This window comes from Streptomyces sp. NPDC048001 (assembly GCF_043203115.1).
In the GTDB taxonomy this organism is placed as follows: Bacteria; Actinomycetota; Actinomycetes; order Streptomycetales; family Streptomycetaceae; genus Streptomyces; species Streptomyces sanyensis.
The window spans coordinates 43164-66782 of the sequence record NZ_JBIDBN010000012.1 but is presented as its reverse complement, the minus strand read 5'-3'; the positions used below and the strand labels follow the sequence as shown (position 1 = coordinate 66782).

19 protein-coding genes are annotated in these 23619 nt (G+C 73.2%); 14 read left to right on the top strand and 5 right to left on the bottom strand.

The window, feature by feature from the left end; genetic code table 11:
- Positions 1-33: 33 nt before the first annotated feature.
- Positions 34-1416 carry a glycine--tRNA ligase gene (locus ACGF15_RS22380; RefSeq protein ID WP_345610383.1) on the bottom strand — a complete coding sequence of 461 codons (1383 nt, stop codon included), beginning with the start codon at positions 1414-1416 and terminating at the stop codon, positions 34-36.
- A 154-nt stretch (positions 1417-1570) separates the two neighbouring features.
- On the opposite strand from ACGF15_RS22380, the gene ACGF15_RS22375 reads away from it, so the two are divergent.
- The 4 genes from ACGF15_RS22375 (at position 1571) to ACGF15_RS22360 (ending at position 4869) form a co-directional block, all read left to right on the top strand.
- Positions 1571-2596, top strand: coding sequence for a metal ABC transporter substrate-binding protein (locus ACGF15_RS22375; protein ID WP_392801328.1), 1026 nt, complete (start codon positions 1571-1573; stop codon positions 2594-2596).
- A gap of 25 nt (positions 2597-2621) precedes the next feature.
- Entirely contained in the window at positions 2622-3386 is a 765-nt protein-coding gene (locus ACGF15_RS22370; RefSeq protein ID WP_345610390.1) for a metal ABC transporter ATP-binding protein, read from the top strand.
- On the top strand, positions 3386-4291 hold the full coding sequence (locus ACGF15_RS22365) for a metal ABC transporter permease (RefSeq protein WP_376428854.1): 906 nt from the start codon (positions 3386-3388) through the stop codon (positions 4289-4291). The genes ACGF15_RS22370 and ACGF15_RS22365 overlap by 1 nt, the downstream gene beginning before the upstream one ends.
- A 146-nt stretch (positions 4292-4437) precedes the next feature.
- Positions 4438-4869 carry a transcriptional repressor gene (locus tag ACGF15_RS22360; protein ID WP_256523965.1) on the top strand — a complete coding sequence of 144 codons (432 nt, stop codon included), beginning with the start codon at positions 4438-4440 and terminating at the stop codon, positions 4867-4869.
- Between the two features lie 82 nt (positions 4870-4951).
- On the opposite strand, the gene ACGF15_RS22355 is transcribed toward ACGF15_RS22360, so the two are convergent.
- The 3 genes from ACGF15_RS22355 to ACGF15_RS22345 form a co-directional block, all read right to left on the bottom strand.
- Positions 4952-5797, bottom strand: coding sequence for an isoprenyl transferase (locus ACGF15_RS22355; RefSeq protein ID WP_345610396.1), 846 nt, complete (start codon positions 5795-5797; stop codon positions 4952-4954).
- Positions 5798-5872: 75 nt separating this feature from the next.
- The gene (recO, locus tag ACGF15_RS22350; RefSeq protein ID WP_345610398.1) at positions 5873-6619 is read right to left on the bottom strand and encodes a DNA repair protein RecO; all 747 of its coding nucleotides are present in this window, start codon (positions 6617-6619) and stop codon (positions 5873-5875) included.
- A 137-nt stretch (positions 6620-6756) separates the two neighbouring features.
- Positions 6757-6972: a hypothetical protein gene (locus ACGF15_RS22345; RefSeq protein WP_256523968.1), complete on the bottom strand. Its 216-nt coding sequence runs from the start codon at positions 6970-6972 to the stop codon at positions 6757-6759.
- Positions 6973-7590: 618 nt separating this feature from the next.
- On the opposite strand from ACGF15_RS22345, the gene ACGF15_RS22340 reads away from it, so the two are divergent.
- Complete coding sequence (locus tag ACGF15_RS22340; protein ID WP_362615643.1) at positions 7591-8958, top strand: FAD-dependent oxidoreductase; 1368 nt, start codon at positions 7591-7593, stop codon at positions 8956-8958.
- A 94-nt stretch (positions 8959-9052) separates the two neighbouring features.
- Here ACGF15_RS22340 and ACGF15_RS22335 read toward each other — a convergent pair whose 3' ends face one another.
- On the bottom strand, positions 9053-9745 hold the full coding sequence (locus ACGF15_RS22335; RefSeq protein ID WP_345610406.1) for a TerB family tellurite resistance protein: 693 nt from the start codon (positions 9743-9745) through the stop codon (positions 9053-9055).
- 634 nt (positions 9746-10379) lie between these two features.
- Here ACGF15_RS22335 and ACGF15_RS22330 point away from each other — a divergent pair.
- The 9 genes from ACGF15_RS22330 (at position 10380) to ACGF15_RS22290 (ending at position 23619) form a co-directional block, all read left to right on the top strand.
- A complete protein-coding gene (locus ACGF15_RS22330; protein WP_345610408.1) occupies positions 10380-11426 on the top strand; it encodes an iron-containing redox enzyme family protein in 1047 nt (348 codons plus the stop codon).
- Positions 11427-11461: 35 nt separating this feature from the next.
- A complete protein-coding gene (locus ACGF15_RS22325) occupies positions 11462-12148 on the top strand; it encodes a 2OG-Fe dioxygenase family protein (RefSeq protein WP_362615163.1) in 687 nt (228 codons plus the stop codon).
- 76 nt (positions 12149-12224) lie between these two features.
- Positions 12225-13133, top strand: coding sequence for a diaminopimelate epimerase (dapF, locus tag ACGF15_RS22320; RefSeq protein ID WP_362615160.1), 909 nt, complete (start codon positions 12225-12227; stop codon positions 13131-13133).
- Positions 13130-14284 (top strand): pyridoxal phosphate-dependent aminotransferase, encoded by a 1155-nt coding sequence (locus ACGF15_RS22315; protein ID WP_362615158.1) that lies wholly within the window; start codon positions 13130-13132, stop codon positions 14282-14284. Before dapF ends, ACGF15_RS22315 begins: the two co-directional genes overlap by 4 nt.
- A 126-nt stretch (positions 14285-14410) precedes the next feature.
- Positions 14411-17584: an amino acid adenylation domain-containing protein gene (locus ACGF15_RS22310; RefSeq protein ID WP_362615155.1), complete on the top strand. Its 3174-nt coding sequence runs from the start codon at positions 14411-14413 to the stop codon at positions 17582-17584.
- 71 nt (positions 17585-17655) lie between these two features.
- Positions 17656-19011, top strand: coding sequence for a serine hydroxymethyltransferase (gene glyA / locus ACGF15_RS22305; protein ID WP_392801642.1), 1356 nt, complete (start codon positions 17656-17658; stop codon positions 19009-19011).
- Positions 19008-21479: an amino acid adenylation domain-containing protein gene (locus ACGF15_RS22300; protein WP_392801319.1), complete on the top strand. Its 2472-nt coding sequence runs from the start codon at positions 19008-19010 to the stop codon at positions 21477-21479. Before glyA ends, ACGF15_RS22300 begins: the two co-directional genes overlap by 4 nt.
- Positions 21476-22312 carry an alpha/beta fold hydrolase gene (locus ACGF15_RS22295; protein WP_345610425.1) on the top strand — a complete coding sequence of 279 codons (837 nt, stop codon included), beginning with the start codon at positions 21476-21478 and terminating at the stop codon, positions 22310-22312. The genes ACGF15_RS22300 and ACGF15_RS22295 overlap by 4 nt, the downstream gene beginning before the upstream one ends.
- Positions 22309-23619, top strand: coding sequence for an MFS transporter (locus tag ACGF15_RS22290; protein ID WP_345610427.1), 1311 nt, complete (start codon positions 22309-22311; stop codon positions 23617-23619). Before ACGF15_RS22295 ends, ACGF15_RS22290 begins: the two co-directional genes overlap by 4 nt.

Here is a 23619-nt window from a genome sequence, read left to right as displayed (position 1 = left end):
GGACCGGGGGCCTTCGCGGCCGGAGTCGGGGTGTCAGCAGCCGAGCAGGCGGCTGCCGAGGTAGCCCTGGATCTGGTCCAGGGACACGCGCTCCTGCTTCATCGAGTCGCGCTCGCGGACGGTCACGGCGTTGTCGTCGAGGGTGTCGAAGTCGACGGTGACGCAGTACGGGGTGCCGATCTCGTCCTGGCGGCGGTAGCGGCGGCCGATGGCACCCGCGTCGTCGAACTCGATGTTCCAGTTCTGCCGGAGGTCGGCGGCGAGCCCCTTGGCCTTCGGCGAGAGCTGGGGGTTGCGGCTCAGCGGCAGGACGGCGACCTTTACCGGGGCGAGGCGCGGGTCGAGGCGCATCACGGCGCGCTTCTCCATGACGCCCTTGGCGTTCGGGGCCTCGTCCTCGTTGTAGGCGTCGAGCAGGAAGGCGAGCATGGTGCGGCCGACACCGGCGGCGGGCTCGATGACATAGGGGGTCCAGCGCTCGCCGGCCTCCTGGTCGAAGTACGACAGGTCGGTGCCGGAGGCCTTGGCGTGGGCCGACAGGTCGTAGTCGGTGCGGTTGGCCACGCCCTCCAGCTCGCCCCACTCACCGCCGCCGAACTGGAAGCGGTACTCGATGTCGGCGGTGCGCTTGGAGTAGTGGGAGAGCTTCTCCGCCGGGTGGTCGTACCAGCGCATGTTCTCCTCGCGGAGACCCAGGCCGGTGTACCAGTTCCAGCGCTGCTCCATCCAGTACTCGTGCCACTGCTCGTCCTCGCCGGGCTTGACGAAGAACTCCATCTCCATCTGCTCGAACTCGCGGGTGCGGAAGATGAAGTTGCCGGGCGTGATCTCGTTCCGGAAGGACTTGCCCATCTGCGCGATGCCGAAGGGCGGCTTCTTGCGGGAGGTCTGCTGCACCTGGCCGAAGTTGGTGAAGATGCCCTGGGCGGTCTCGGGGCGCAGATAGGCCACGGACCCGGAGTCCTGCGTCGGGCCGAGGTGGGTGGAGAGCAGCCCGGAGAACTGCTTGGGCTCGGTGAAGGTGCCCTTGTTGCCGCAGTTCGGGCAGTTGAGGTCCGCCAGGCCGTTCTCGGGGAGGCGGCCGTGCTTCTCCTCGTACGCCTCCTCCAGGTGGTCGGCGCGGTAGCGCTTGTGGCAGGAGGTGCACTCGGTGAGCGGGTCCGTGAAGGTGGCCACGTGCCCGGAGGCCTCCCACACCTCGGTGGCCAGGATCACCGACGAGTCGAGACCGACGACGTCCTCCCGCGAGGTGACCATGTAGCGCCACCACTGGCGCTTGATGTTCTCCTTCAGCTCGACACCCAGCGGCCCGTAGTCCCAGGCGGCCCGCTGTCCGCCGTAGATCTCACTGCACGGGTAGACGAAGCCACGGCGCTTGCTCAGGTTGACGATCGTGTCGATCTTGTCGGCGGCCACGGTGCTCTCTTCATGACGAGGACGAACGGAGAATGACTCAGGTTACCGGCGGCCGGGGGCCCCGGATCAAATCGGATCCGAGTGCGGTCCGGGTGAAGAGTCGCACACGGAGGTTTATTGACAATCGTTTCCGTTTTTGTTGAAAATGACTGTCATGAACGTACGACGCCTCATACCCGCCACCGCCGTCGCCGGAGCCGGCGCCCTGGGCCTCATGGCCGTCTCCGCCTGCACCGCCTCGGGCGCCGCCGAGCGCACGGACGACGGCAGGCTCCAGGTGGTGGCGTCCTTCTACCCCATGCAGTACCTCGCCGAGCGCATAGGCGGGGACCACGTCGCCGTCACCACGCTGACCAAGCCCGGCGTCGAGCCGCACGACCTGGAGCTCAAGCCCCGCCAGACCGCCGAACTGAACGACGCCGGGCTGATCGTCTCCCTCAGGGGCGTCCAGCCGGCCGTGGACAAGGCGATCGAGCAGGCCGCGGCACCGCACAAGGTGGACGCAGCCGACCTCACCGAGCTGCGGCACTTCGACGGCGGCGGCCACGACCACGACCACGGCGGCCACGAGGGCGAGACGGAGGCCGAGCACGCGGAGCACGCGGAGCACGCGGACGAGCCGGGGCACGAGGAGCACGAGGACGGTACCGGCGACGAGGCGGCCGATCCGCACCTCTGGCTGGACCCGGTGAAGTACGCCGAGGTCGCCGAGGGCGTCGGCGCCGGGTTCGAGAAGGCGGACCCCGCCCACGCCGACGACTACCGCAAGAACACCGAGGCGCTGGTCGCCGAGCTGACCGCCCTCGACGCCGAGTTCGAGAAGGGCCTGGAGAAGGCCTCCACCCGGACCTTCATCACCACCCACTCCGCCTTCGGCTACCTCGCCGCCCGCTACGGCCTGGAGCAGGAGGGCATCTCCGGCGTCGGCCCGGAGAGCGAGCCCAGCCCGGCCCGGATCAAGGAGCTCCAGGAGATCGCGAAGAAGGACAGGGTCACCACCGTCTTCTTCGAGACCCTGGCCAGCGACCGCACGGCCAGGACCCTGGCCGACGACACCGGCCTCGCGACCGACGTCCTGGACCCGCTGGAGGGCATCACGGACAAGTCCCGCGGCGACGACTACCTCCAGGTCATGCGCGCGAACCTCGCCGCCCTGCAGAAGGCCCTCGGCACATCGTGACCCTCCCCCCGAAAGGCGGCCGCCCGTGAACACCGAGCAGGTCATATCCGTCCGGGGCGCCCGGGCCGTCCTCGGCTCGCGCCCCGTGCTGCGCGGCGTCGACCTCACCGTCCGACGCGGTGAGGTCGTGGCCCTGCTCGGCGCCAACGGCTCCGGCAAGTCCACCGCCGTGCGCTCGGTGATCGGCCAGGTGCCGCTGACCGAGGGCCGCATCGAGCTCTTCGGCACGGAGCTGCGCCGCTTCCGCCGGTGGCAGCGCCTCGGCTACGTCCCGCAGCGCACCACGGCCGCGAGCGGCGTCCCGGCGACGGTCCGGGAGGTCGTGGCCGCGGGCCGGCTGGCACGCAGCCGGTTCGGGCTGCCGTCCCGCGGCGACCGCGAGGCCGTCCACCGCGCCATAGGACTGGTCGGGCTCGCCGACCGCGCCGGGGACTCCGTCGGCGCCCTCTCCGGCGGCCAGCACCAGCGGGTGCTGATCGCACGGGCCCTCGCCTCCGAGCCCGAGCTGCTGATCATGGACGAGCCGATGGCGGGTGTCGACCTCGCCAGCCAGGAGGTGCTCGCCGGGACCCTGCGCGAGCAGGTCGCCGCCGGCACCACCGTGCTGCTGGTGCTGCACGAACTCGGGCCGCTGGAGCCCCTGATCGACCGCGCCGTCGTACTCCGCGAGGGCTGCGTCGTGCACGACGGACCGCCGCCCGAGGCCGTCGGCCAGCATGCGCTGCCCGGCCACGACCACGTACATCCGCACGCGGCCGACGAGCCGCTCCGCACGGGACTGCTCACATGATGCTCGAGATGCTGCAATCGCCGTTCATGCAGAGGGCGCTGCTCGCGGCCCTGCTGGTCGGCATCACCGCGCCCGCCGTCGGCATCTACCTGGTGCAGCGCCGCCAGGCCCTGATGGGCGACGGTATCGGCCATGTCGCGATGACCGGCGTGGGGCTGGGCTTCCTGATGTCGGCCAACCCGATCTGGATGGCGACCCTGGTGTCCGTGCTCGGCGCCGTCACGATGGAGCTGATCCGCACCTACGGGCGCACCCGCGGCGACATCGCCCTCGCGATGCTGTTCTACGGCGGCATGGCCGGCGGCGTGCTGCTGATCGAACTCTCCGGGACGGGGACGACGGCCAACCTCACCACCTACCTCTTCGGCTCCCTGTCCACCGTCTCCGACAGCGACCTCGCGGCCATCCTGCTGCTCGCGGCCTTCGTCGTGCTGGTCTCGCTCGGGCTGCGCAGGCAGCTGTTCGCCGTCAGCCAGGACGAGGAGTTCGCGCGCGTGACCGGCCTGCCGGTGCGCGCGCTGAACCTGCTGGTGGCCGTGACCGCGGCGGTCACCGTCAGCGTCGCCATGCGGGTGGTGGGCCTGCTCCTGGTCAGCGCCCTGATGGTGGTGCCCGTGGCGGCGGCGCAGCAGCTCACCCGCTCGTTCCGGGCCACGTACGCGCTGTCGGTCGGGATCGGCGTCGTGGTGGCCCTCGCCGGCACCACCACGTCCTACTACCAGGATGTCCCGCCGGGAGCGACCATAGTGATGCTGGCGATCGCCGCGTTCATCGCCCTGACCGCGCTCGCCGCGCCCCTGGCGCGGCGCAGGGCCCGGGCGGCGGAGGCGGCGACGGCGGCGGAGGCCGCGTGCGGTGCCGCCCCGGGGAGCGGGCGTCCTCCCGCCGACGACGTGAAGGTCTGAGGCGGGGGCCGCTCCCCGGGCGGCCCGCCCCGGGGGGGCGGCATCGCGTCCCGGCGCGTGGCCGGGGACGGCCCGGCAGGACCGTCGCCGGGCGCGGGCCTGGCACAATGGCCCGACGTATCTGCGGGCGAAGCGAGGAGGCTCCTGTGACCACGGCGCCAACCGGCGGGAACACCGCCCCGGTGCGAGGCCGGTCCACCCGGCAGCGCGCCGCTGTGGCGGCGGCGCTCGACGAGGTGGACGAGTTCCGCAGTGCGCAGGAGCTGCACGACATGCTCAAGCACCGCGGCGACTCGGTCGGGCTGACCACGGTCTACCGCACCCTTCAGTCGCTGGCCGACGCCGGCGAGGTGGATGTGCTGCGCACGAGCGACGGGGAGTCCGTCTACCGGCGCTGCTCCACCGACGACCACCACCACCATCTGGTCTGCCGGCTCTGCGGAAAGGCCGTCGAGGTCGAGGGCCCGGCGGTGGAGCAGTGGGCGGAGTCCGTCGCCGCGCAGCACGGCTATGTCAACGTGGCGCACACCGTCGAGATCTTCGGCACCTGCTCGGAGTGCGCCGCCAAGGCGGAGTGAGCTCCGCCGCACGGCAACCGGAGGTGCCCGGCCGCGGTGGGTGAGCGGCCGGGCACCGTCGCGTCCGGGGAGCGAGCGGGCCTCAGGCGCCCGGCGCGTCGGGACGGCCCCGCATGGCGAGCAGTTCCTCGTTGGGGATCGCGCCGCCGAAGCGCCGGTCGCGCTGGGCGTACTCCAGACAGGCCCGCCACAGGTCACGGCGGTCGAAGTCGGGCCAGAGGACGTCCTGGAAGACCATCTCGGCGTAGCTGGACTGCCAGATCAGGTAGTTGGACGTGCGCTGCTCGCCGCTGGGCCGCAGGAACAGGTCGACGTCCGGCATGTCCGGGTAGTACAGGTACTTCTGGAAGGTCTTCTCGTTGACCTTGGAGGGGTCGAGCCGCCCGGCCGCCACGTCCCGCGCGATGGCCTGCGCGGCGTCCGCGATCTCCGCCCGGCCGCCGTAGTTGACGCAGAAGTACAGCGTCATGGCGTCGTTGCCGACGGTCTGCTCCTGGGCGATCTGCAGTTCCTGGACGACCGACTTCCACATCTTGGGCATCCGGCCGACCCAGCGGATGCGGATGCCCAGTTCGTCCATCTCGTCGCGGCGGCGCCGGATGACGTCCCGGTTGAAGTTCATCAGGAAGCGGACCTCCTCCGGCGAGCGCTTCCAGTTCTCGGTGGAGAAGGCGTACAGGGAGAGGTTCTTGACCCCCATCTCCAGGCACCCCTTGAGCACGTCGAGGACGACGCCCTCACCGACCTTGTGGCCCTCGGTGCGCGGCAGGCCGCGCTCCTTGGCCCAGCGGCCGTTGCCGTCCATCACGCAGGCCACGTGCTGCGGCACCAGCTCGGCAGGGATCTTGGGCGGCCTCGCGCCGGACGGGTGCGGCTCGGGGACCTTGTACTCGCGGCGGGACCGCCCCAGGATTCCGCGTCGTGCCATGCGGTTCACAACTCCTCGCTCGGTGACTTCTCGGCGGCTTCTCGGCGTGCGACGTCCTCGTCCTGCGGCGTCGCGCTACTTCTCCACGTACCGCAGCGAGCGCAGCCCGCGCTCCAGGTGCCAGTGCAGGTACGCGGACACGAGCCCGCTGCCCTCGCGGACGTGGCGCGCCTCGCAGGCGTCCGCCGCGGCCCAGTCGCCGGTGAGCAGCGCGCTGAGCAGGCCGATGGCCTCCGCAGAGGGTACGACGCTCCCGGGCACCCGGCAGTCCCCGCACAGGGCCCCACCGGCCCCGACGGAGAAGAAGCGGTTGGGGCCGGGCAGGCCGCAGCGGGCGCAGTCGTCGAAGCTGGGGGCGTAGCCGTTGACGGCGAGGGAGCGGAGCAGGAAGGCGTCGAGCACCAGGTTCGGGGCGTGCTCCCCGCGGGAGAGGGTGCGCAGCGCCCCCACCAGCAGCAGGTACTGCTGGACGGCGGGCTCGCCCTCGTGGTCGGTGAACCGCTCGGCGGTCTCCAGCATGGCGGTGCCGGCGGTGTAGCGGGCGTAGTCGGTGACGATGCCCCCGCCGTAGGCGGCGATGGTCTCGGACTGGGTGCACAGGGGCAGGCCGCGGCCCACCAGTTCACTGCCGCGCGCGAAGAACTGCACGTCGACGTGGGAGAACGGCTCCAGGCGCGCACCGAACTTGGACTTGGTGCGCCGGACTCCCCGGGCGACCGCGCGCACCCGGCCGTGACCGCGGGTGAGCAGTGTGATGATGCGGTCCGCCTCGCCCAGCTTCTGGGTGCGCAGGACGACGCCGTCGTCACGGAACAGGCTCATGCCGCCATTCTCGCGCACCGCGGGGCTCTCCCGGGCCGGGGGCCGGGACGACCTCCGGGGCGGCACCGGGGCGGGCGCTGGGGGCCGGGACGACCTCCGGGGCGGGCGCCGGGGGCCGGGGGCCGGGGCCCGGGCGCTCAGGTCACCTCGCCGCGGCTCCGGGCGTTGACGTAGGCGGTGGTGGCGCTGATGCGCTCCGCGGAGGTGGCGGGACGCACCGCCTCGGGGTCGCACTCCCACTCCCGCCCCCCGCCGACCGGTCTCAGCGCCAGGAAGGGACCGGCCGCCCCCATGTACCGGCCGACCCGGCCCGTGCGGGTGTCGACGACATACGTACCGATGGGCAGGGTCATGTCGTGCGACCCCCTTCCCTGGGCAGAGCTGCGGCGATCAGACGGCCAGTGTCCATCGGGCGACGCCCCGATTCGACGAGCGGGCCCGGCGTGTCCCGGGCGTATGGGGACGGTTCACCGCACAACGGTGCAGGGGCGGCCCCGAGACGTCGCCGGGCCGGGCTCAAGGGGTTCACGGCGTCCTCCGCATCCTGCGCACGCACGCTCGCGCGTCCGCGTCCTCCGCATCGCGCGTCATTGTTTCCCGGCCCCTCCCGGATTCACGTTTCGTGTGACATGCGTAACACTGCGCGAGTACGCTGAGGCCAGGTGTGCCTGCGGCACATGCACACCGCGGGGCCGGGGGCGGGCCGCACCCACCGGGACGGACGCCCCCCGCCATGGCCCGTGAAGCCGCTCCGCCGGGGCCGCCAGGGGCCGTTCGCCCCGGGGGGAGCCGACGTGCGGACCGGAGGGCGCCGCCCTACCGGAACCCCCGGAGGGCACCCATCAAGCATCCCTTTGGGTTGCCATAAGATCACCTTATGAGCTCATAGAGTGGGACCGGGTACTGACTTAGGCTTGCCTTTGTTTAGGGTTGCCGTCGAGCCTCCTGTCGCCGCTCGAAGGGAACCTGCCATGCCCCGCCCCCTGCGGGTAGCCATTGTCGGAGCCGGCCCCGCCGGGATCTACGCCGCCGATGCGCTGCTGAAGTCCGAGGCGGCCGCCGCCGAGCCCGGCGTGTCGATCGACCTCTTCGAGCGGATGCCGGCGCCTTTCGGGCTGATCCGCTACGGCGTCGCACCCGACCACCCGCGGATCAAGGGCATCATCACCGCCCTGCACCAGGTGCTCGACAAGCCGCAGATCCGCCTCTTCGGCAACGTCGACTACGGGCGGGACATCACCCTCGACGACCTGCGCACCTTCTACGACGCCGTGGTCTTCTCCACCGGCGCCACGGCCGACCGGGCACTCGACGTGCCGGGCATCGAGCTGGACGGCTCCTACGGCGCCGCCGACTTCGTGGCCTGGTACGACGGCCACCCGGACTGGCCCCGCACCTGGCCCCTGGAGGCCGAGAAGGTCGCCGTGCTCGGCGTCGGCAACGTGGCCCTGGACATCGCCCGCATCCTCGCCAAGACGGCCGACGAGCTGCTGCCGACGGAGATCCCCCCGAACGTCTACGACGGACTCAGGGCCAACCGCGCCAAGGAGATCCACGTCTTCGGGCGCCGGGGCCCGGCACAGGCGAAGTTCAGCCCCATGGAACTCCGCGAGCTGGACCACTCCCCCACCATCGAGGTCATCGTCGACCCCGAGGACATCGACTACGACAAGGGCTCGATCGAGACCCGCCGCTCCAACAAGCAGGCGGACATGGTCGCCAAGACCCTGGAGAACTGGGCGATCCGCGACACGGGCGACCGCCCGCACAAGCTCTTCCTGCACTTCTTCGAGTCCCCGACGGAGATCCTCGGCGAGGACGGCAGGGTCGTGGGGCTGCGCACCGAGCGCACGGCTCTGGACGGCACCGGAAACGTCGAGGGCACCGGCGCGTTCACCGACTGGGACGTCTCGGCGGTCTACCGGGCCGTGGGCTACCTCTCCGACGAACTGCCCAAGCTGCCCTGGGACGTGGCCACGGGCACCGTCCCGGACGAGGGCGGCCGGGTCATCGAGGAGTCGGGGGAGCACCTGGACTCCACCTATGTGACGGGCTGGATCCGCCGCGGCCCGGTGGGCCTCATCGGCCACACCAAGGGCGACGCCAACGAGGCGATCGCCAACCTCCTCCAGGACCACGCGGCCGGCCGGCTGCAGACCCCCGGGTCCCCGGAGCCCGAGGCCGTGGACGCCTTCCTCTCCGGCAAGGACGTGCGCTGGACCACCTGGGAGGGCTGGTACCGGCTGGACGCCGCGGAGAAGGCGCTGGGCGAGCCCCAGGGCCGGGAGCGCGTGAAGATCGTCGAACGCGAGGACATGCTCCGCGCCAGCGGCGCCTGAGACGACGGGCGGGCGGGCGGCCGGGAACCGCGCCCCGCCGCCCGCCCCGCCGCCCGCACGGCCTCCGCGGCCCACGGCCGGGGAGGCGGACCGGTCAGGAAGGGGTGCGGGCCGTCTCCAGCAGGCGGGCGGTCGCGTCCTCGGACAGCCGCAGCGCCACGCCGACGGTCGCCAGGACCTCACGCTCGGCCTGCGTGTACGGGCCGTCGGCCAGGGCGATACGGGCCCCCTGGAGGACGATCGACTCCCGCCCGGCGGGGGCGAGGTGCGGCGCCAGGGGCTCCAGGGCCTCGTGCAGCTCGATGGCGAGCGCCGCACCGTAGGGGGTGGTGTCCGCGACATAGCGCCCCGTGTCGGCGGCGAGCGCCTCGATCAGCGAGGTGAGCTGGTCCTCCGTGCAGTCCGCGAGCCCGGCGGCACGCACCGTGTGCACGGCGGTCCTGCGCACCGCGCGCGAGGAGGTGCCTCCCGAGACCAGAACGGCCAGCGCGACCGTGTGCACGGCGTCCTTGAGCATGGCCGAGAAGCGCGCCGTCGTCGGCTGGTCGAGCGCCTCGGGGCCGAAACGGGTGCGGCAGGCCGCGCACTCGACCACCGGTCCGGCGGCCCCCCGGCCCAGCAGGGGCACCCCGAGCAGGGTGAAGCGGCGGCGGCCGGTGCGGTGCCGGTAGTTGCGGTCCCCTCCGCACCCGGGGCAGAAGAACTCCCCGTCCCCGATCGTGGTCCATGACGTGCGGATACCGCAGACCCGCGCATTCCGGCCGAACAGTCCCCGGGCTTGCAGCACGTCACACCTCCGTCATGCTGCGGCAACATTGCCGCGTGGACGTGATGTTAACCACACCGTTGATGTCGCGTCAGCACCTCCGCGGGAGGCGGTCCCGGAGGTGGCCGGATCCCGAGGGCCGTCCGCCCGCCCCGCGGGCGGCCGTCCGGCGGCCCGGACCGAACGGAACCGGCCACCGCTCCCCCGGACCACCCGGTCGGGCGAGGGCCGCGGCGCGCCCGGCCGGGGTGGCACCCGCCGTACGCGCCCCGCAGCCGCTCCCGGGGCCGGCGCGGCGGGCGGGACCGACGGCCGGCGGGCCGGCGGGACCGACGGCCGGCGCCGGACCTCCCCGTATCCAGACGGTATACAGAGCGCGCCCAGAGGAGCGCCGCAGAATGGCGTGAGCCCGCCGACAGCGGACCGCGGCTCCCGCCTCCCGGCCACCCGAACGACCGCGGCGGGAGGCACACGCCCGGCGGCGGGCCGAACCAGCGGCACGTCCGCCCGCGCACCGGTCGTCCCGTGACGCCCGCCGTACCGGTCGGGGCTTGCCCCTGCCCGTGCCCGCCGCGAGGACGTACCGCCCTGCACACCCATGCACACGGCAAGTGATCCACCCCTGTGACCCCACGTGAACCCCAAAAGGAAGCACATGCTCACAGCCGGACGTTCCGAAGCCGCCCCCGTACCCACCGACCCCTTCCTGTCCACGGTCGACGAGATCACCGCATGGTTCGCCTCCTCCCCGGAGAAGGTGGACGCGGCTCTTTCCGGCAGCGAGCGGGAACGCGTGCTGAGCAGGGTCGCGGGGATCAACGACGCAGCCGCCGCCGGTGACCGGCAGGCGCTCTACGCGCAGCAGTTCCTGCTGGACCGCGTCTACCGACTGCACACCAAGCTCCCGGAGCAGGAGAGCGCCGAGGGCTCGGTCGTCGTCCACGAGATCGGACGGATGCTGGAGACGGCCACCTCGCAGGCCCAGGACGCGCTCGTCGAGCCCGGCCTGCTCGACGAGCTGCCCTCCGAGCCGCGCCGGTACCTCTCCTGGCTCAAGCAGACCGCGCGCAACCACCGGGTGTACAAGCACCCCTATTACCACGAGTTCATCCGCAACGATGCCACCGAGAACGACCTCCGCAACTACGTGATGCAGGAGTCGGTCGTGGACGGCCGCTTCGACGACCTGCTCGCGATGATGCAGGTGGGCACCGCCGGGGCCGCCAAGCTGGAGATCGCCTCCAACTTCTGGGACGAGATGGGCAACGGCGATCCCGCCGAGGTCCACACCCACCTCTTCAACAAGATCTTCGAGGTCTTCGAGATCCCGGAGGAGGAGCTGGAGCGCTCGCTGAGCGCCACCTCCCTGCTCAACGGCAACCTCGCCGTGCTGCTCGCCCGCTACCGCGCCCTGTACGGGGAGTCCGTGGGCTTCCTGGGCATGACCGAGTGGATGGCACCCGACCGGTTCGTCCAGGTCGTGCACGCCTGGGAGCGGCTGGGCCTGCCGGACGTGGGCATCACCTACCACCGGCTGCACATCACCATCGACTCCCAGCACGCGCAGGGCTGGTTCCACAACGTGGTGCTGCCCGCCGCCGAGTCCCCCGCCATGCGGCGCGCGATCGCGCGCGGTGTGCTGTGGCGTCTCAACTCCTCGGCCGCATACCTCGACGAGCGTATGCCGTCGGCCGCCGCCTGACCCTTTCGTCCACCCGGCTCTGGAGGAGACACGCCATGCCGCTCGGCAGCCAAGGCTTCAGCATCATCGACCTGCCGGACACAGCACCGGACATCCTGCCCAGCTACGACGACTGCCCCGTCGACGAGTACATGGGCAACGGCACCCGCTTCAAGCGGTTCTCGCAGTACCGGCTCCGGCCGGAGGGCACCGACGCGTGGTCGTTCGAGCGGCTCCCGCACCGCGACTACACGACCTACCGGAAGTTCAACTCGGTCGGCGGCGGCATCCGCCGCGTCTACGAGCCGATCAAGGTCGACTTCACCCCGCTGATCCGGGCCGGTATCACCGAGCTGGGCCTGGACCGGTCGGAGGACTGGCAGATCAACGTCCACCAGAACCGGACACGCGCCGACGGCGACCGGCCCGGCCCGCTGACGCCCGAGGGCGTGCACCACGACGGCCACGAGTTCGTCATGATCGGGATCCTCAACAAGGTGAACGCCGCCGGCGGGACGACGCGGCTGTGGAACCCGGGGGCGGACGAGCCCTTCTGGACCGGCACCCTGGAGCCCGGGCAGGCGGTCGTCCTGGACGACCGGGCGCTGGCGCACGACGTGACCGACGTGCTCTCCGCGGACGGCGGCCCCGGCCACCGGGACATCGTCATCATCGCCTTCTCCCGCTGGGCGGAGAAGTGGTACGGCGAGGAGCACGACGCCGCCGCACTCGCCGAGCAGTAGCGACTCCCGGTGCGGTCCGCCCCGCGGCGCACGCCGCCCGGGGCGGACCGCACCCGCCGCCTGACAGGACGGGTCCATGACCGATTTCTTCAAGTACCAGGCAGCGGGCAACGACTACCTGGTGATCGACCCCCGCCACACCGGCGTCGCCGTCACCCCCGAGACCGTCCGGCTGCTCTGCGACCGGCACCTGGGCGTCGGCGCGGACGGGGTGCTGCACGGCCCCCTGGAGCCCTTCTCCCCCGGTGCGCCGGTCCGCCTGGCGATGTACAACCCGGACGGCTCGGTGTGCGGGCGCAGCGGCAACGGGCTGCGGATGTTCGCCCTCCACCTCGCCGAGCAGGAGCCGGGCACCTGGGGCGGGGGCGAGGGGTTCACGGTGCGCACCCTCGCCGGGGACAGCCCCGTGCGGATCACCGACGCGGCCGCCGGACGGGTCCGGGTGGGCATGGGGCGTCCGAGCTTCGACGCCGCCGACCTCCCGCTCACCGACGAGGACGGCAAGCCTCTCTCCGGCCGCGCGGTCGACGTGCCGCTGTCGGTGGGCGACGAGGTCCTGCACGTCACCTGCGTGCACAACGGCAACCCGCACACCGTGGTCCCGGTGGAGCGCCCGACCGCGGAGCTGGCCCGGCGCCTCGGTCCGGCGATCGCCCGGCACGACCGCTTCCCCGAGGCCACCAACGTGCAGTTCATGCGGGCGGCCGGACCGGACGTGCTGGAGATCGAGGTCTTCGAGCGCGGCGCCGGGTACGTCACCGCCTCGGGCAGCAGCGCCTGCGCCGCCGCCTCCGCCGCGCGCGAGCGGGGCCTGTGCGGCGACCGCGTGGAGGTGCGGATGCCGGGCGGCAGTGTGCACATCGGCCTCGCCGCCGACGGCGCGGTCACCATGACCGGGACCGCCGAGCAGGTGGCGTCCGGGGTCCTCGCGCCGGCCCTGCGCGCCCGGCTCGCCCGGCTGACCGCGGCGGAGGGCTCGCGGTGAGCGCGCCCGCGGCTGCCGCAGGCACCGGCGAGGACCACGACTACCCCATACGCACCTGGGTGTTCGAGGACGCCGCCGGGCGCTTCGACATCGACCTCGGGGACAGCAACATGCGCCCCGTCCGGTTCGACGAGCTCACCGTGCCGCCCGGGCTGGAGCTGGACTACGGCCACGACCGCGGTATCCCGGGCCTGCGCGGGAGGGTGGCCGCGCTCTACGGCGGCGACCCCGGCTCCGTGCTGGTCACCCAGGGCGCCCAGCAGGCGCTGCACCTGGTGTACACGACCCTGCTGACGCCGGGCTCCCAGGTCGTCACCTTCCGTCCCGGCTGGCAGCAGTCCTGGGACGTCCCCTCCGAACTCGGCTGCCGGGTCGAGCTCGTCGGCTACCGGCCCGACCTCACCTTCGACGTGGAGGCGGCGGAGCGGGTCGCCGGTCCCGACCTGAGGCTGATCGTCGTCAACAGCCCGTGCAACCCCACCGGTCGCCACATCGCCGGGGCCGACCTGCGCAGGCTGGCGGCCCTGGCCGCGCGGACCGACGCCTACCTGCTGCTCGACGAGGAGTACGCGCTCGGCCTCTCCGCGTCCTTCGCCGTCGGAGCGGAGCGGGTGGTCTCGGTGTCGAGCCTGTCCAAGGTCTACGGCTTCCCCGGGCTGCGGGTCGGCTGGATGTACGGGCCGCGGGCCCTCGTCGACGCCTGTGCGCGGAGCAAGTTCCTCGCCACCATCTCCAACTCCGTGCTGTGCGAGGAGCTCGCCTGCACGGTGCTGGACGAGCGGGAGCGGCACCTGGCCGCCTACCGGGAGCTGACCGGCCAGGGCCTGGCCCTGGTGCGCGGCTTCGCCGAGCGCAACGCCGACGCGGTGCGGCTCGTGGAACCGCAGGGCACCCCCTTCGCCTGGCTCTGGCTCACCACCGGCGAGCGGCCGCTGGCGATGTGCCGCCGCGCCCTCGACCTGGGCGTGCTGCTGATGCCCGGCGAGACGCTCGGCGCACGGGACGGGTTCCGGATCTGCTTCGCCCGGGAACCGGAGGCCGTGGCCGAGGGCCTGCGGCGGGTGGAGAGGGTCCTCAGACCCCCGGGGGGAGCCGGTCCCGGCGCGGCCCCCGGCCCCGAGGCACCGACCGGCCCGCCCCCGCCCTCCTGACCCCCGGCCGGCCCGGCCCCGCCGTCCCCGGCTCCCGCCCCCTCCCTCCGTCCGGGCCCCGCGCCCGGGCGGTCGGGCGCCCCACCGAGTGACCACCCCGCGACAGCCGAATGGAGTCCCGCAACGATGAGCACCCTGGACGCCGCCGAGGACCGCATGCCCCTCTCCTTCGGGCAGGAGCAGCTGTGGTTCCTGGACCAGATGAACCCGGGGACCACCACCTACAACGTCACCTCCGCGTACCGCCTGCGCGGGTCCCTGGACGTCCCGGCCCTGGAAGGCGCCCTCAACCTGCTGGTCGCGCGCCACGACCAGCTGCGGGTGACCTTCCACCAGGCGGACGGCGTCCCCTACCAGGTCGTCGCCCCCGCCGAGGACACACCGCTGGCCGTCGAGGACCTGGCGGGCGCGGACGACCCCGAGGCCGCGCTCCGCGAGGCGCTCCAGGCCGAGGGCGACACCCCCTTCGACCTGTCGGCGGGCCCGATCCGGCGCTTCCGCCTGCTGCGCCTGGGCGACGACCACCATGTGCTCTGCACCAGCTTCCACCACATCGTCACGGACGGCTGGTCCGGCGGAGTGATCAACCGGGAGATCGCGGAGGCGTACCGGGAGCTCGCCGCCGGGCGCACCCCCGCCCTGCCGGAGCCCGAGGCCGGCTACCTGGACCACATCCGGCGCCAGCGGCAGCAGCGCGCCGAGAACGTCTGGGAGACCGAACTGGACTTCTGGGCCGAGCGGCTGGCGGGCCTGGAGGCCCTGGAACTGCCGGCGGACCGGCTGCGCCCGGCGCAGCCGACGCACAGCGGCGAGACCTTCGTGGTGGAGTTCCCGCCGGAACTCCTCACGCAGGCACGGGCCCTGGCCCAGCAGCAGGGCGCCTCGCTCTACATGGTGGCGGCGGCCGCGGTGAACGTGGTCCTCAGCCGCTACAGCGGGCGGGAGGACATCGCGCTCGGCGTGCCCATGCTGGGCCGCACCGAGCCCGAACTGGAAGACGTCGTCGGCCTGTTCATCAACATGACGGTGCTGCGCTCGGACCTGTCCGGCGGCATCACCTTCGCCGAGCTGATCGAGCGGATCGCCGACGCCAACCTGGACATGTACGACAACCAGGACGTGCCCTTCGACCAGGTCGTCGACCGTGTGCAGCCGGCCCGCGACGCGGGCCGCAACCCCCTCTTCCAGATCGCCTGCCAGCTGCTCGGCGAGACGACCTCCGGCGACGCCCTGGCGCTGGCGGGGCTCGCGTCGGAGACCATCACGGTGGCGGGCGGGCAGTCCCGGTTCGACCTGTCGTTCACCTTCATCGAGGGCACCGGGCGGCTGCGCCTGATCGTCGAGTACGCCACCGACCTGTACGACCGCTGGCGGATCGAGGCCCTCGTCGGGCACATCCGGACGGTGCTCGGCGCGGCGGCCGCGGCGCCCGACACCCCGGTCACCCAGCTGCCGCTGCTCACCGGGGAGGAGCGCACCGCGCTGCTCGAGGCGGGCCGCGGGGCGGACTTCGACTTCCCCTCCGAGCCGGTCCACGCCACCATCGCGCGGATCGCCGGGGAACACCCGGACCTCGTGGCGGCGGTGTGCCGCGGCGTGGAGATGACCTACGGCGAGCTGATGCGCCGCGCCACCGCGCTGGCCCGCTACATCCGCTCCCGCGGGGTGAAGCCGGAGCAGGTCGTGGCCATCGCCATGGACCGCGACCTGGACGCGCTGGTGTCCGTCCTGGGCGTGATGGTCTCCGGCGCGGCGTACACCCTGCTGGACCCCTCGCACCCCAACGCGCGGCTGGACCACATGCTGCGGGACACCGCCTCGCCGCTGGTCATCACGCGGTCCTCGGTGAAGGACTTCCCCGACTCCTGCGGCTGGGAGCGGTTCCTGGTCGACACCGAGTGGGACGCCGTCGAGGCCCTGCACAGCGACGAGCCGCTGGAGGAGTGGGCGACGCCCACCTCGCTGGTGTACGTGCTCTACACCTCCGGGTCGACCGGCCGCCCCAAGGGCGTGATGATCGAGCAGCGGGGCCTGCGGATCTTCATCGAGGCGTACCGGCGCTCCTTCGGCGAGTGGGGCCACCGGGACCGGCTGCTCCAGCTCCCCGCGCTGACCTTCGACATGTCCCAGGGCGAGATCTTCGCGGGTCTGATCAGCGGCTCGGCCATGGTGCTGGTGGCGCCCGAGGACGCCTCCTCCCCCGAGTCCCTGGCCGCGCTGATGCGCGGGCAGCGGGTGACCTACGCGGGGCTGTCGCCGGCGATCCTCTCGGTGGTCGAGGCCGGCCCCTACCCGGACCTGAAGCACATCATGGGCGGCGCCGAGGCCCTGCCCGCCGAGCTGGTCAACAAGTGGAACCAGCCGGGCCGGATGTTCGTGAACCTCTACGGGCCCACCGAGGCGTCCATCGCCACGACCGAGTACCTGTGCGAGCACAAGGAGTGGCGCTCCTCGCCGCCCATCGGCCGTCCCGAGTTCGGCCGCCTGCACTACGTGGTGGACAGGGAGTTCAACCTGGTGCCCGTCGGCGTGCCGGGCGAGCTGCTGATCGGCGGTGACGAGGGCCTGGCCCGCGGCTACCTCAACCTCCCCGAGATGACCGACGAGAAGTTCGTCCCGGACCCCTTCCAGGAGACCGGGCGGGTCTACCGGACCGGCGACCTGGTGCGCTGGACCCCCGACCTGCAGATCGACTTCATCGGCCGCCTGGACAACCAGGTGAAGCTGCGCGGTCTGCGGATCGAACTCGGCGAGATCGAGTCGGGGCTGCTGACCCACCCCAAGGTGCGGATGGCGCTGGTCCTGCTGCGCGAGGACGGGGGCGAGAAGCAGCTCGTGGCCTACTACACGGTGCTCGGCGAGGAGTCCCCGGCGGTGGCCGAGCTGCGGGAGCACCTGGGCCGCACCATGCCCGAGTACATGGTGCCCACGGCCTGGGTGGAGCTGCCGGAGTTCCCGCTCACACCGGCCCGCAAGATCGACCGGGCCGCCCTGCCCGCCCCGGCGGGTGCGGAGGGCGGGGGCGGCTCCTACGTCGCGCCCGCCACGCCCACCGAGGAGAAGGTCGTGGAGGCCTTCGAGGCGGTGCTCAAGCGCGGTGAGATCGGCACCGCGGGCGACTTCTTCGGCCTCGGCGGCAACTCGCTCCAGGCGATGCGGGTGGTGAGCCGTCTGAACAAGCACTTCAAGGTGAAGGTCAACGTCCGCCTGCTGTACGGCAGCGCCACCATCGCCACCATCGCCGAGGCGATCGACGCCCTGGTGGCGGAGAAGGCCGCCGGGACGGCGGGCGCCCGGTGACCGAGGCCCTGCGGGCCGGGGCCCCCTCGGGGGGCCCCGGCGCCGGGCGCGAGGGCGCGCAGCACCGGCTGCTGCGCCGGGGCGCCGCCCTGCTGGAGGAGTCGGACCCGGAACTGGCCCGGCTGCTCGACGCGGAGGCGGACGAGCAGACGCACACCCTCGCCATGGTGGCCTCGGCCAGTGTCGCGGACCCCGCGGTGCTGGCCGCGGGCGGCGCCGCGCTCTCCAACGTGACGGCGGAGGGCTACCCCGGCGCCCGGTACCACCCGGGGGCCGCGCGGTTCGACGCCGTGGAGCGGCTGGCCGCCGAACGCGCCCGGCACGCCTTCGGCGCCGCGTACGCCAACGTCCAGCCGCACTCCTGCTCCTCGGCGAACCAGGCGGTGCTGGCGGCCCTGCTGGCCCCCGGGGGGACACTGCTCGCCCTCGACCTGGACTCGGGCGGGCATCTCACCCACGGCTCCCCGGCCTCGGTCACCGGGCGCCACTACCGGGCCGTGCACTACGGGCTGGACGCCGCGGGGCTCGTCGACTACGGCGCGGTGGCCGAACTGGCCCACCGGCACCGGCCGCAGGTGCTGATCGCCGGGGCCAGCGCCTATCCGCGGCGGCTCGACTTCGAGCGCTTCCGGAGCATCGCCGACGAGGTGGGCGCCTACCTGGTGGCGGACATCTCGCACATCGCGGGGCTGGTGGCGGCCGGCGAGCACCCCAGCCCGGTGGATGTCGCCCACCTCACCACCACCAGCACGTACAAGCAGCTGGGCGGCCCCCGGGGCGGGCTGATCCTCAGCGGGGCCGAGCACCGCACCCCGGGCCCGGACGGACGCACCCCGCTGGAGCGGCTGGTGCAGCGGGCGGTCTTCCCCCAGTCGCAGGGCACCCCGGCCCCGGCGGCGATCGCCGCCAAGGCACGGGCACTCGCCCTGGTCGCGGAGCCGGCCTTCAAGGAGGCCATGCGGCTGGTGGTCGAGGACGCCTCGGCGCTCGCGGCCGCGCTCGCCCTGCGCGGCCACCGGGTGCTGACCGGGGGGACCGACAACCACATGGTGCTGCTGGACATGGGGGCCCGCGGGATGAGCGGGGTGGTCGCGGAGCGCGCGCTGGAGGAGTGCGCGATCCTGGCCAACCGCAACCGCATCCCGTCGGACACCAGGCCGCCGCTCGTCACCAGCGGGCTGCGCCTGGGAACGAACATCCTGGCCCAGCGGGGCATCGGGCCGGACGAGATGCCGCGCTGCGCGGAGCTGATGGACCGGGTGCTCGGCGCCACCACCGTCCTCGGCGACACGGAGCACCGCGTCGACCCCGGGGTCCGCGACGCGGTCCGCCGGGAGGTCGCCGCGCTCTGCCGCGCCCACCCGCTGCCCTTCTGGCCCACCGCCCGCACCGCGGTGGCCCCTGAGCGCTCAGGAGAGAGGCATTGACCGCGCACACCACTCCGCCGCCGCTCCCCGCGGCGCCGCCCGCGCTCCTGCCCGCCGACCGGCCCCGCCAGCCCGGCCTGCCGCCCGCACCGCCCGCCTGCGAGCGCCTGGTGCTGGAGGGGTCCTCCGCCGCGGCGGAGGACCCGGCGCTGCTGGGCGCGTTCGCCGCCGTGCTGCACCGCTTCACCCAGCAGGACGCGTTCGCCTGGAGCGCCCGCACCGGATCGCGGGCGGCGCGCGTCCGCCTGCACCACCGGGTGGCCTCCGGCACGACCGCCGCCGACCTGGCACGCGCCGCGACGCCCGCCGGCCCCGCCTCCGGGAACGAGGTGCAGGACGGGCCGGACGCCGGGCAGCCGCACTCCGCGGACGAGTTCGAGCTGGTGCTGCACCCGTGCGCGCCCTCGCCGGAACCGCGGCGCACCGTCGAGCTGCGCTACGACGCCCGGCTCTTCGACGCCGCCACCGCCCGCCGGCTGCTCGGCTCCTACCGCACGCTGCTCCACGACGCCCTCGCCCGTCCGGACACCCCCGTGACCGGCCTGCGGCTGCTGGGCCCGGACGAGCTCCACCGGATCCTCGTCGAGTGGAACGACACGGCCGCGGCCCTTCCCCGCGACAGCTGCCTGCACACGGCGTTCGAGCAGCGGGCGCTGCTCTCGCCGAAGGCACCCGCCGTGATCGAGGGCGGCCGGGAGCACGGCTACGACGAGATCGACACGGCGGCCAACCGCCTCGCCCACCGTCTGCGCGGGCTCGGGATCGGGCCGGACGCCCGCGTCGGCGTCTGCCTGGACCGCTCCACCGACCTGCTGGTGGCCGTGCTCGGGGTGCTGAAGGCGGGCGGCGCCTATGTGCCCCTCGACCCCGACTACCCCGGCGCACGGCTGGCGGCCATGGTGGCCGGCAGCTCCTGCTCGGTCGTCGTCAGCCGCGGGGACCTGGCGGGGAACCTGCCCGCCGCACGGGGAGCCGGGGAGGCGGGGCCGGAGCTGGTGCTCCTGGACCGGGACGGGGCGGCCCTCGACGCGCTGCCCGCGCACGCCCCCGAGGGCGGTGCGGGACCGGACGACCTGGCGTACGTCATCCACACCTCCGGCTCCACCGGCGCCCCCAAGCCCATCGCCCTGCGGCACCGCGGGGTGGTGAACAACATCGCGGACCTCAACACCCGCTTCGGCGTGGGCCCCGAGGACCGGGTGCTGGCGCTGTCCTCGCCCAGCTTCGACATGTCGGTCTACGAGTTCCTCGGGCTCACCGCCGCCGGAGGCACGGTGGTGGTGCCCGACCCGGCGCGGACCAGGGACCCGGGGCACTGGGCGGAGCTGCTCGCCGCCCACCGGATCACCGTGTGGAACTCGGCGCCCGCACTGCTGGAGCTGGCCGTCGACCATCTGGAGGTCACGGGCGCGGCGGCCCCGGGCAGTCTGCGTCTCGCCCTGCTGGGCGGGGACTGGATCCCCGTGTCCCTGCCCGACCGGGTCCGAAGGCTGGCACCCGGGCTGCGCTTCGTCGCCCTCGGCGGCGCCACCGAGGCGTCCATCCACTCCACGCTGTACGAGGTGGCCGAGACCTCTCCACGGTGGACGAGCATCCCCTACGGCCGCCCCATGGCCAACCAGCGGACCTACATCCTCGACGCGGAGTCGCGGCCCGTGCCGCCCGGTGTGCCGGGGGAGCTCCATCTGGCGGGCGACGGCCTGGCGCGCGGGTACCTGGACCAGCCGGAGCGTACCGCCGAGCGGTTCTTCGACTGGTCCTTCGGCGAGGTGGCGGGCGAGCGCCTGTACCGCACGGGGGACATCGCCCGCTTCGGCCACGACGGGCTGATCGAGCTGCTCGGACGCTCGGACTTCCAGGTCAAGCTGAACGGGCTGCGGATCGAGCTGGGCGACATCGAGGCCGCCCTGCGCGGTCACGAGGCGGTCCGGGAGGCGGTCGTCGCCGCCCGCGAGGACGCGGCGGGGACGCGGCGCCTGGTCGGGTACGCGGTGCCCGTGCCCGGGCGGTCCCCGGCGCCCGCCGAGCTGCGGGAGCACGCCGCGGGACTCCTCCCGCCGTTCATGGTGCCGGGTGCGGTGCTGGTGCTGGACCGTCTGCCGCTCACCCCGAACGGCAAGGTGGACCGGCGGGCGCTGCCCGCGCCGGAGGACGGGGAGCCCGGCGGCGGTGCCGCGGCGGAGGCGGCGGGCGTCGTTCCGCCGTCCACGGCGACCGAGCGGAAGATCGCCGAGATCCTCTCCGAGGTGCTGCCCGCCCCGCGGTTCGGCGCCGACAGCGACTTCTTCGCCTCGGGCGGCAACTCGCTCCAGGCCGTGCGTGCGGTCACCCGGATCAACAAGCACTTCGGCATCAAAGTCAACGTGCGCCTGCTGTACGGCGGGAACACGGTCGCCGCCATCGCGTCGGCCGTGGACCGGCAGCTGTCGGCGGCGCGAACGCCCCCGAACGGAGAACGGACACCGTGACCGCGCCCACTGCGGACAGCCTCGTCCCCCTCAGGGACACCGGAGACCTGGCCCCCCTCTACTGCATCCACCCGGTGTCCGGATCCCCCTACTGCTACTCGGGTCTGGTGAACGCCCTCGACCCGCGGCGTCCGGCCTTCGGGCTGGAGGCCCCGGGGTTCGACGGCGAGTCGGAGCCCGCGGGATCGATCGCGGAACTGGCGGAGCGCCATGCCGCCACGCTCCTCGACGCCCGGCCCGAGGGCCCCTTCCTGCTGCTGGGCTGGTCCCTCGGCGGCGTGCTCGCCTACGAGACGGCGCGGCTGCTCACGGCTGCCGGGCGGGAGGTGCCGCTGGTCGTCGTCATCGACGCGGCCCTGCGGCAGCAGATCGCCCTGCCGCCCGAGAACGAGATGGTGCGCTACTTCCTGCACGACTTCCTCGGTGTGATGAGCGGCATGCTCGGTTCGGCCACCGGTGAGGCGCCCGCTCTCGACGCGGTGCTCGACGGTCTCGGACCGGCGGCCGGTCCGGCCGAGCGGCTGGCGGCCGTGGAGGCGTCCGGTGCCGTTCCCGAGGAGTTCGACGCCGAGTTCCTGCTGGAGCGGTTCGCGCTCTTCCGGGCCCATGTCACGGCGATGTACGCGCACACCGTGGCCTCCGTGCACGACGGGCCCGCGGTGCTGATCCGGGCCGCGGAGTCGAACCACGCGCTGATGGAGTGGAAGCCGTTCCTGCCGCGGCTGTCCTCCCACGTCGTGACCGGTGACCACCACTCGATCTGGCGGGAGCCCGGTCTGGGGGAGATCGGCGCGGTGGTCTCCGCGGCGCTGGAAGCCGGGGCGGCCCGGTGAGCGGCGACACGGCGGGGACGGTGGGCGCCCCCGCGGAGCGCCGGGACGCCCCACCGCCCCGTCTGTGGCGCAACCGCGACTTCATGGTGTTCTGGGTGGGCGAGGCCCTGTCCGTCTACGGGACGCAGATCACCGCGCTGGCCCTGCCGCTGACGGCCGTGCTGGTCTTCGAGGTGGGTCCGGAGCAGCTGGGCCTGCTGCGCTTCGCGCAGCTGGTGCCGTTCCTCGGCCTGGCGCTGCTGTTCGGGGTGTGGGTGGACCGGGTCCGCAAGCGCCCGGTGATGCTGGGGGCGAACCTCTCCCGGCTGGTTTTGATCGGCCTGGTGCCCCTGCTGTACCAGTTCGACCTGCTGACCCTGCCGATGCTGTACGCGCTGGCCTTCGGCGTCGGTGTGGCGACCGTGCTGTTCGACGTCAGCTGGATGTCGTACGTGCCGATCCTGGTGAAGGACCGGCGCAGCCTGCTGGAGGCGAACACCAAGCTCAACGCGACCCTCTCGTCCGCGGACGTGGCCGGGCCCGGCATCGCGGGCGCCCTGGTCAGCGCGGTGTCGGCGCCCTTCGCGATGGTCGCCAACGCCTTCTCGTACGCGGTGTCCGTCGTCTCGCTGCTGGTCATCCGGGCACCGGAGCCGCCGCCTCCCGCACGGGAGACGACGCGGCGGCTGCGCACCGAGCTCGCCGAGGGCCTGCGATGGGTCTTCGGCAACCGGTGGCTGCGCGCGATGGGCCTGGTGGGCTGCTCGTGCAACTTCTTCCTGACGATGGTGCAGTCGCTGTTCCTGCTGTACGCGGTGCGGGAGCGGGGCCTGTCCGCGGCGGCCGTCGGCTTCGTCATGGGCGCGGCCGCCGTCGGCGGGCTGCTGGGCGCGGTGATCGCCTCCACGGTGGTGCGCCGGCTGAGCGTGGGCACGGCCTACCGGGTCTCGGTGTCGGTGATCTTCCTGGGACCGCTGCTGGTGCCCGCCGCGGGTGGTCCGCAGTGGCTGCTGATGTCGCTGTTCGTGGCCTCGTTCTTCCTCGAGTACCTGGGCGGCAGTGTCTCCAACGTGCTGATCGTGAGCCTCCGCCAGGCCATCACCCCGCAGCACCTGATGGGCCGGATGACGGCCGCGATGCGGATGCTGCTGTACGGCGGCGGCGCGCTCGGCGGGCCGGTCGGCGGTGTGCTGGCCGGTGTGGTGGGCCTGCGCGAGGCGCTGTGGGTGGCGGGGGTGCTCTCCGCCCTGATGCTGGTCCCCATCGTCCTCTCGCCGGTGGGCCGACTGCGGACCATGCCGACCGGCCCGGACGACATGCCGGCCTGA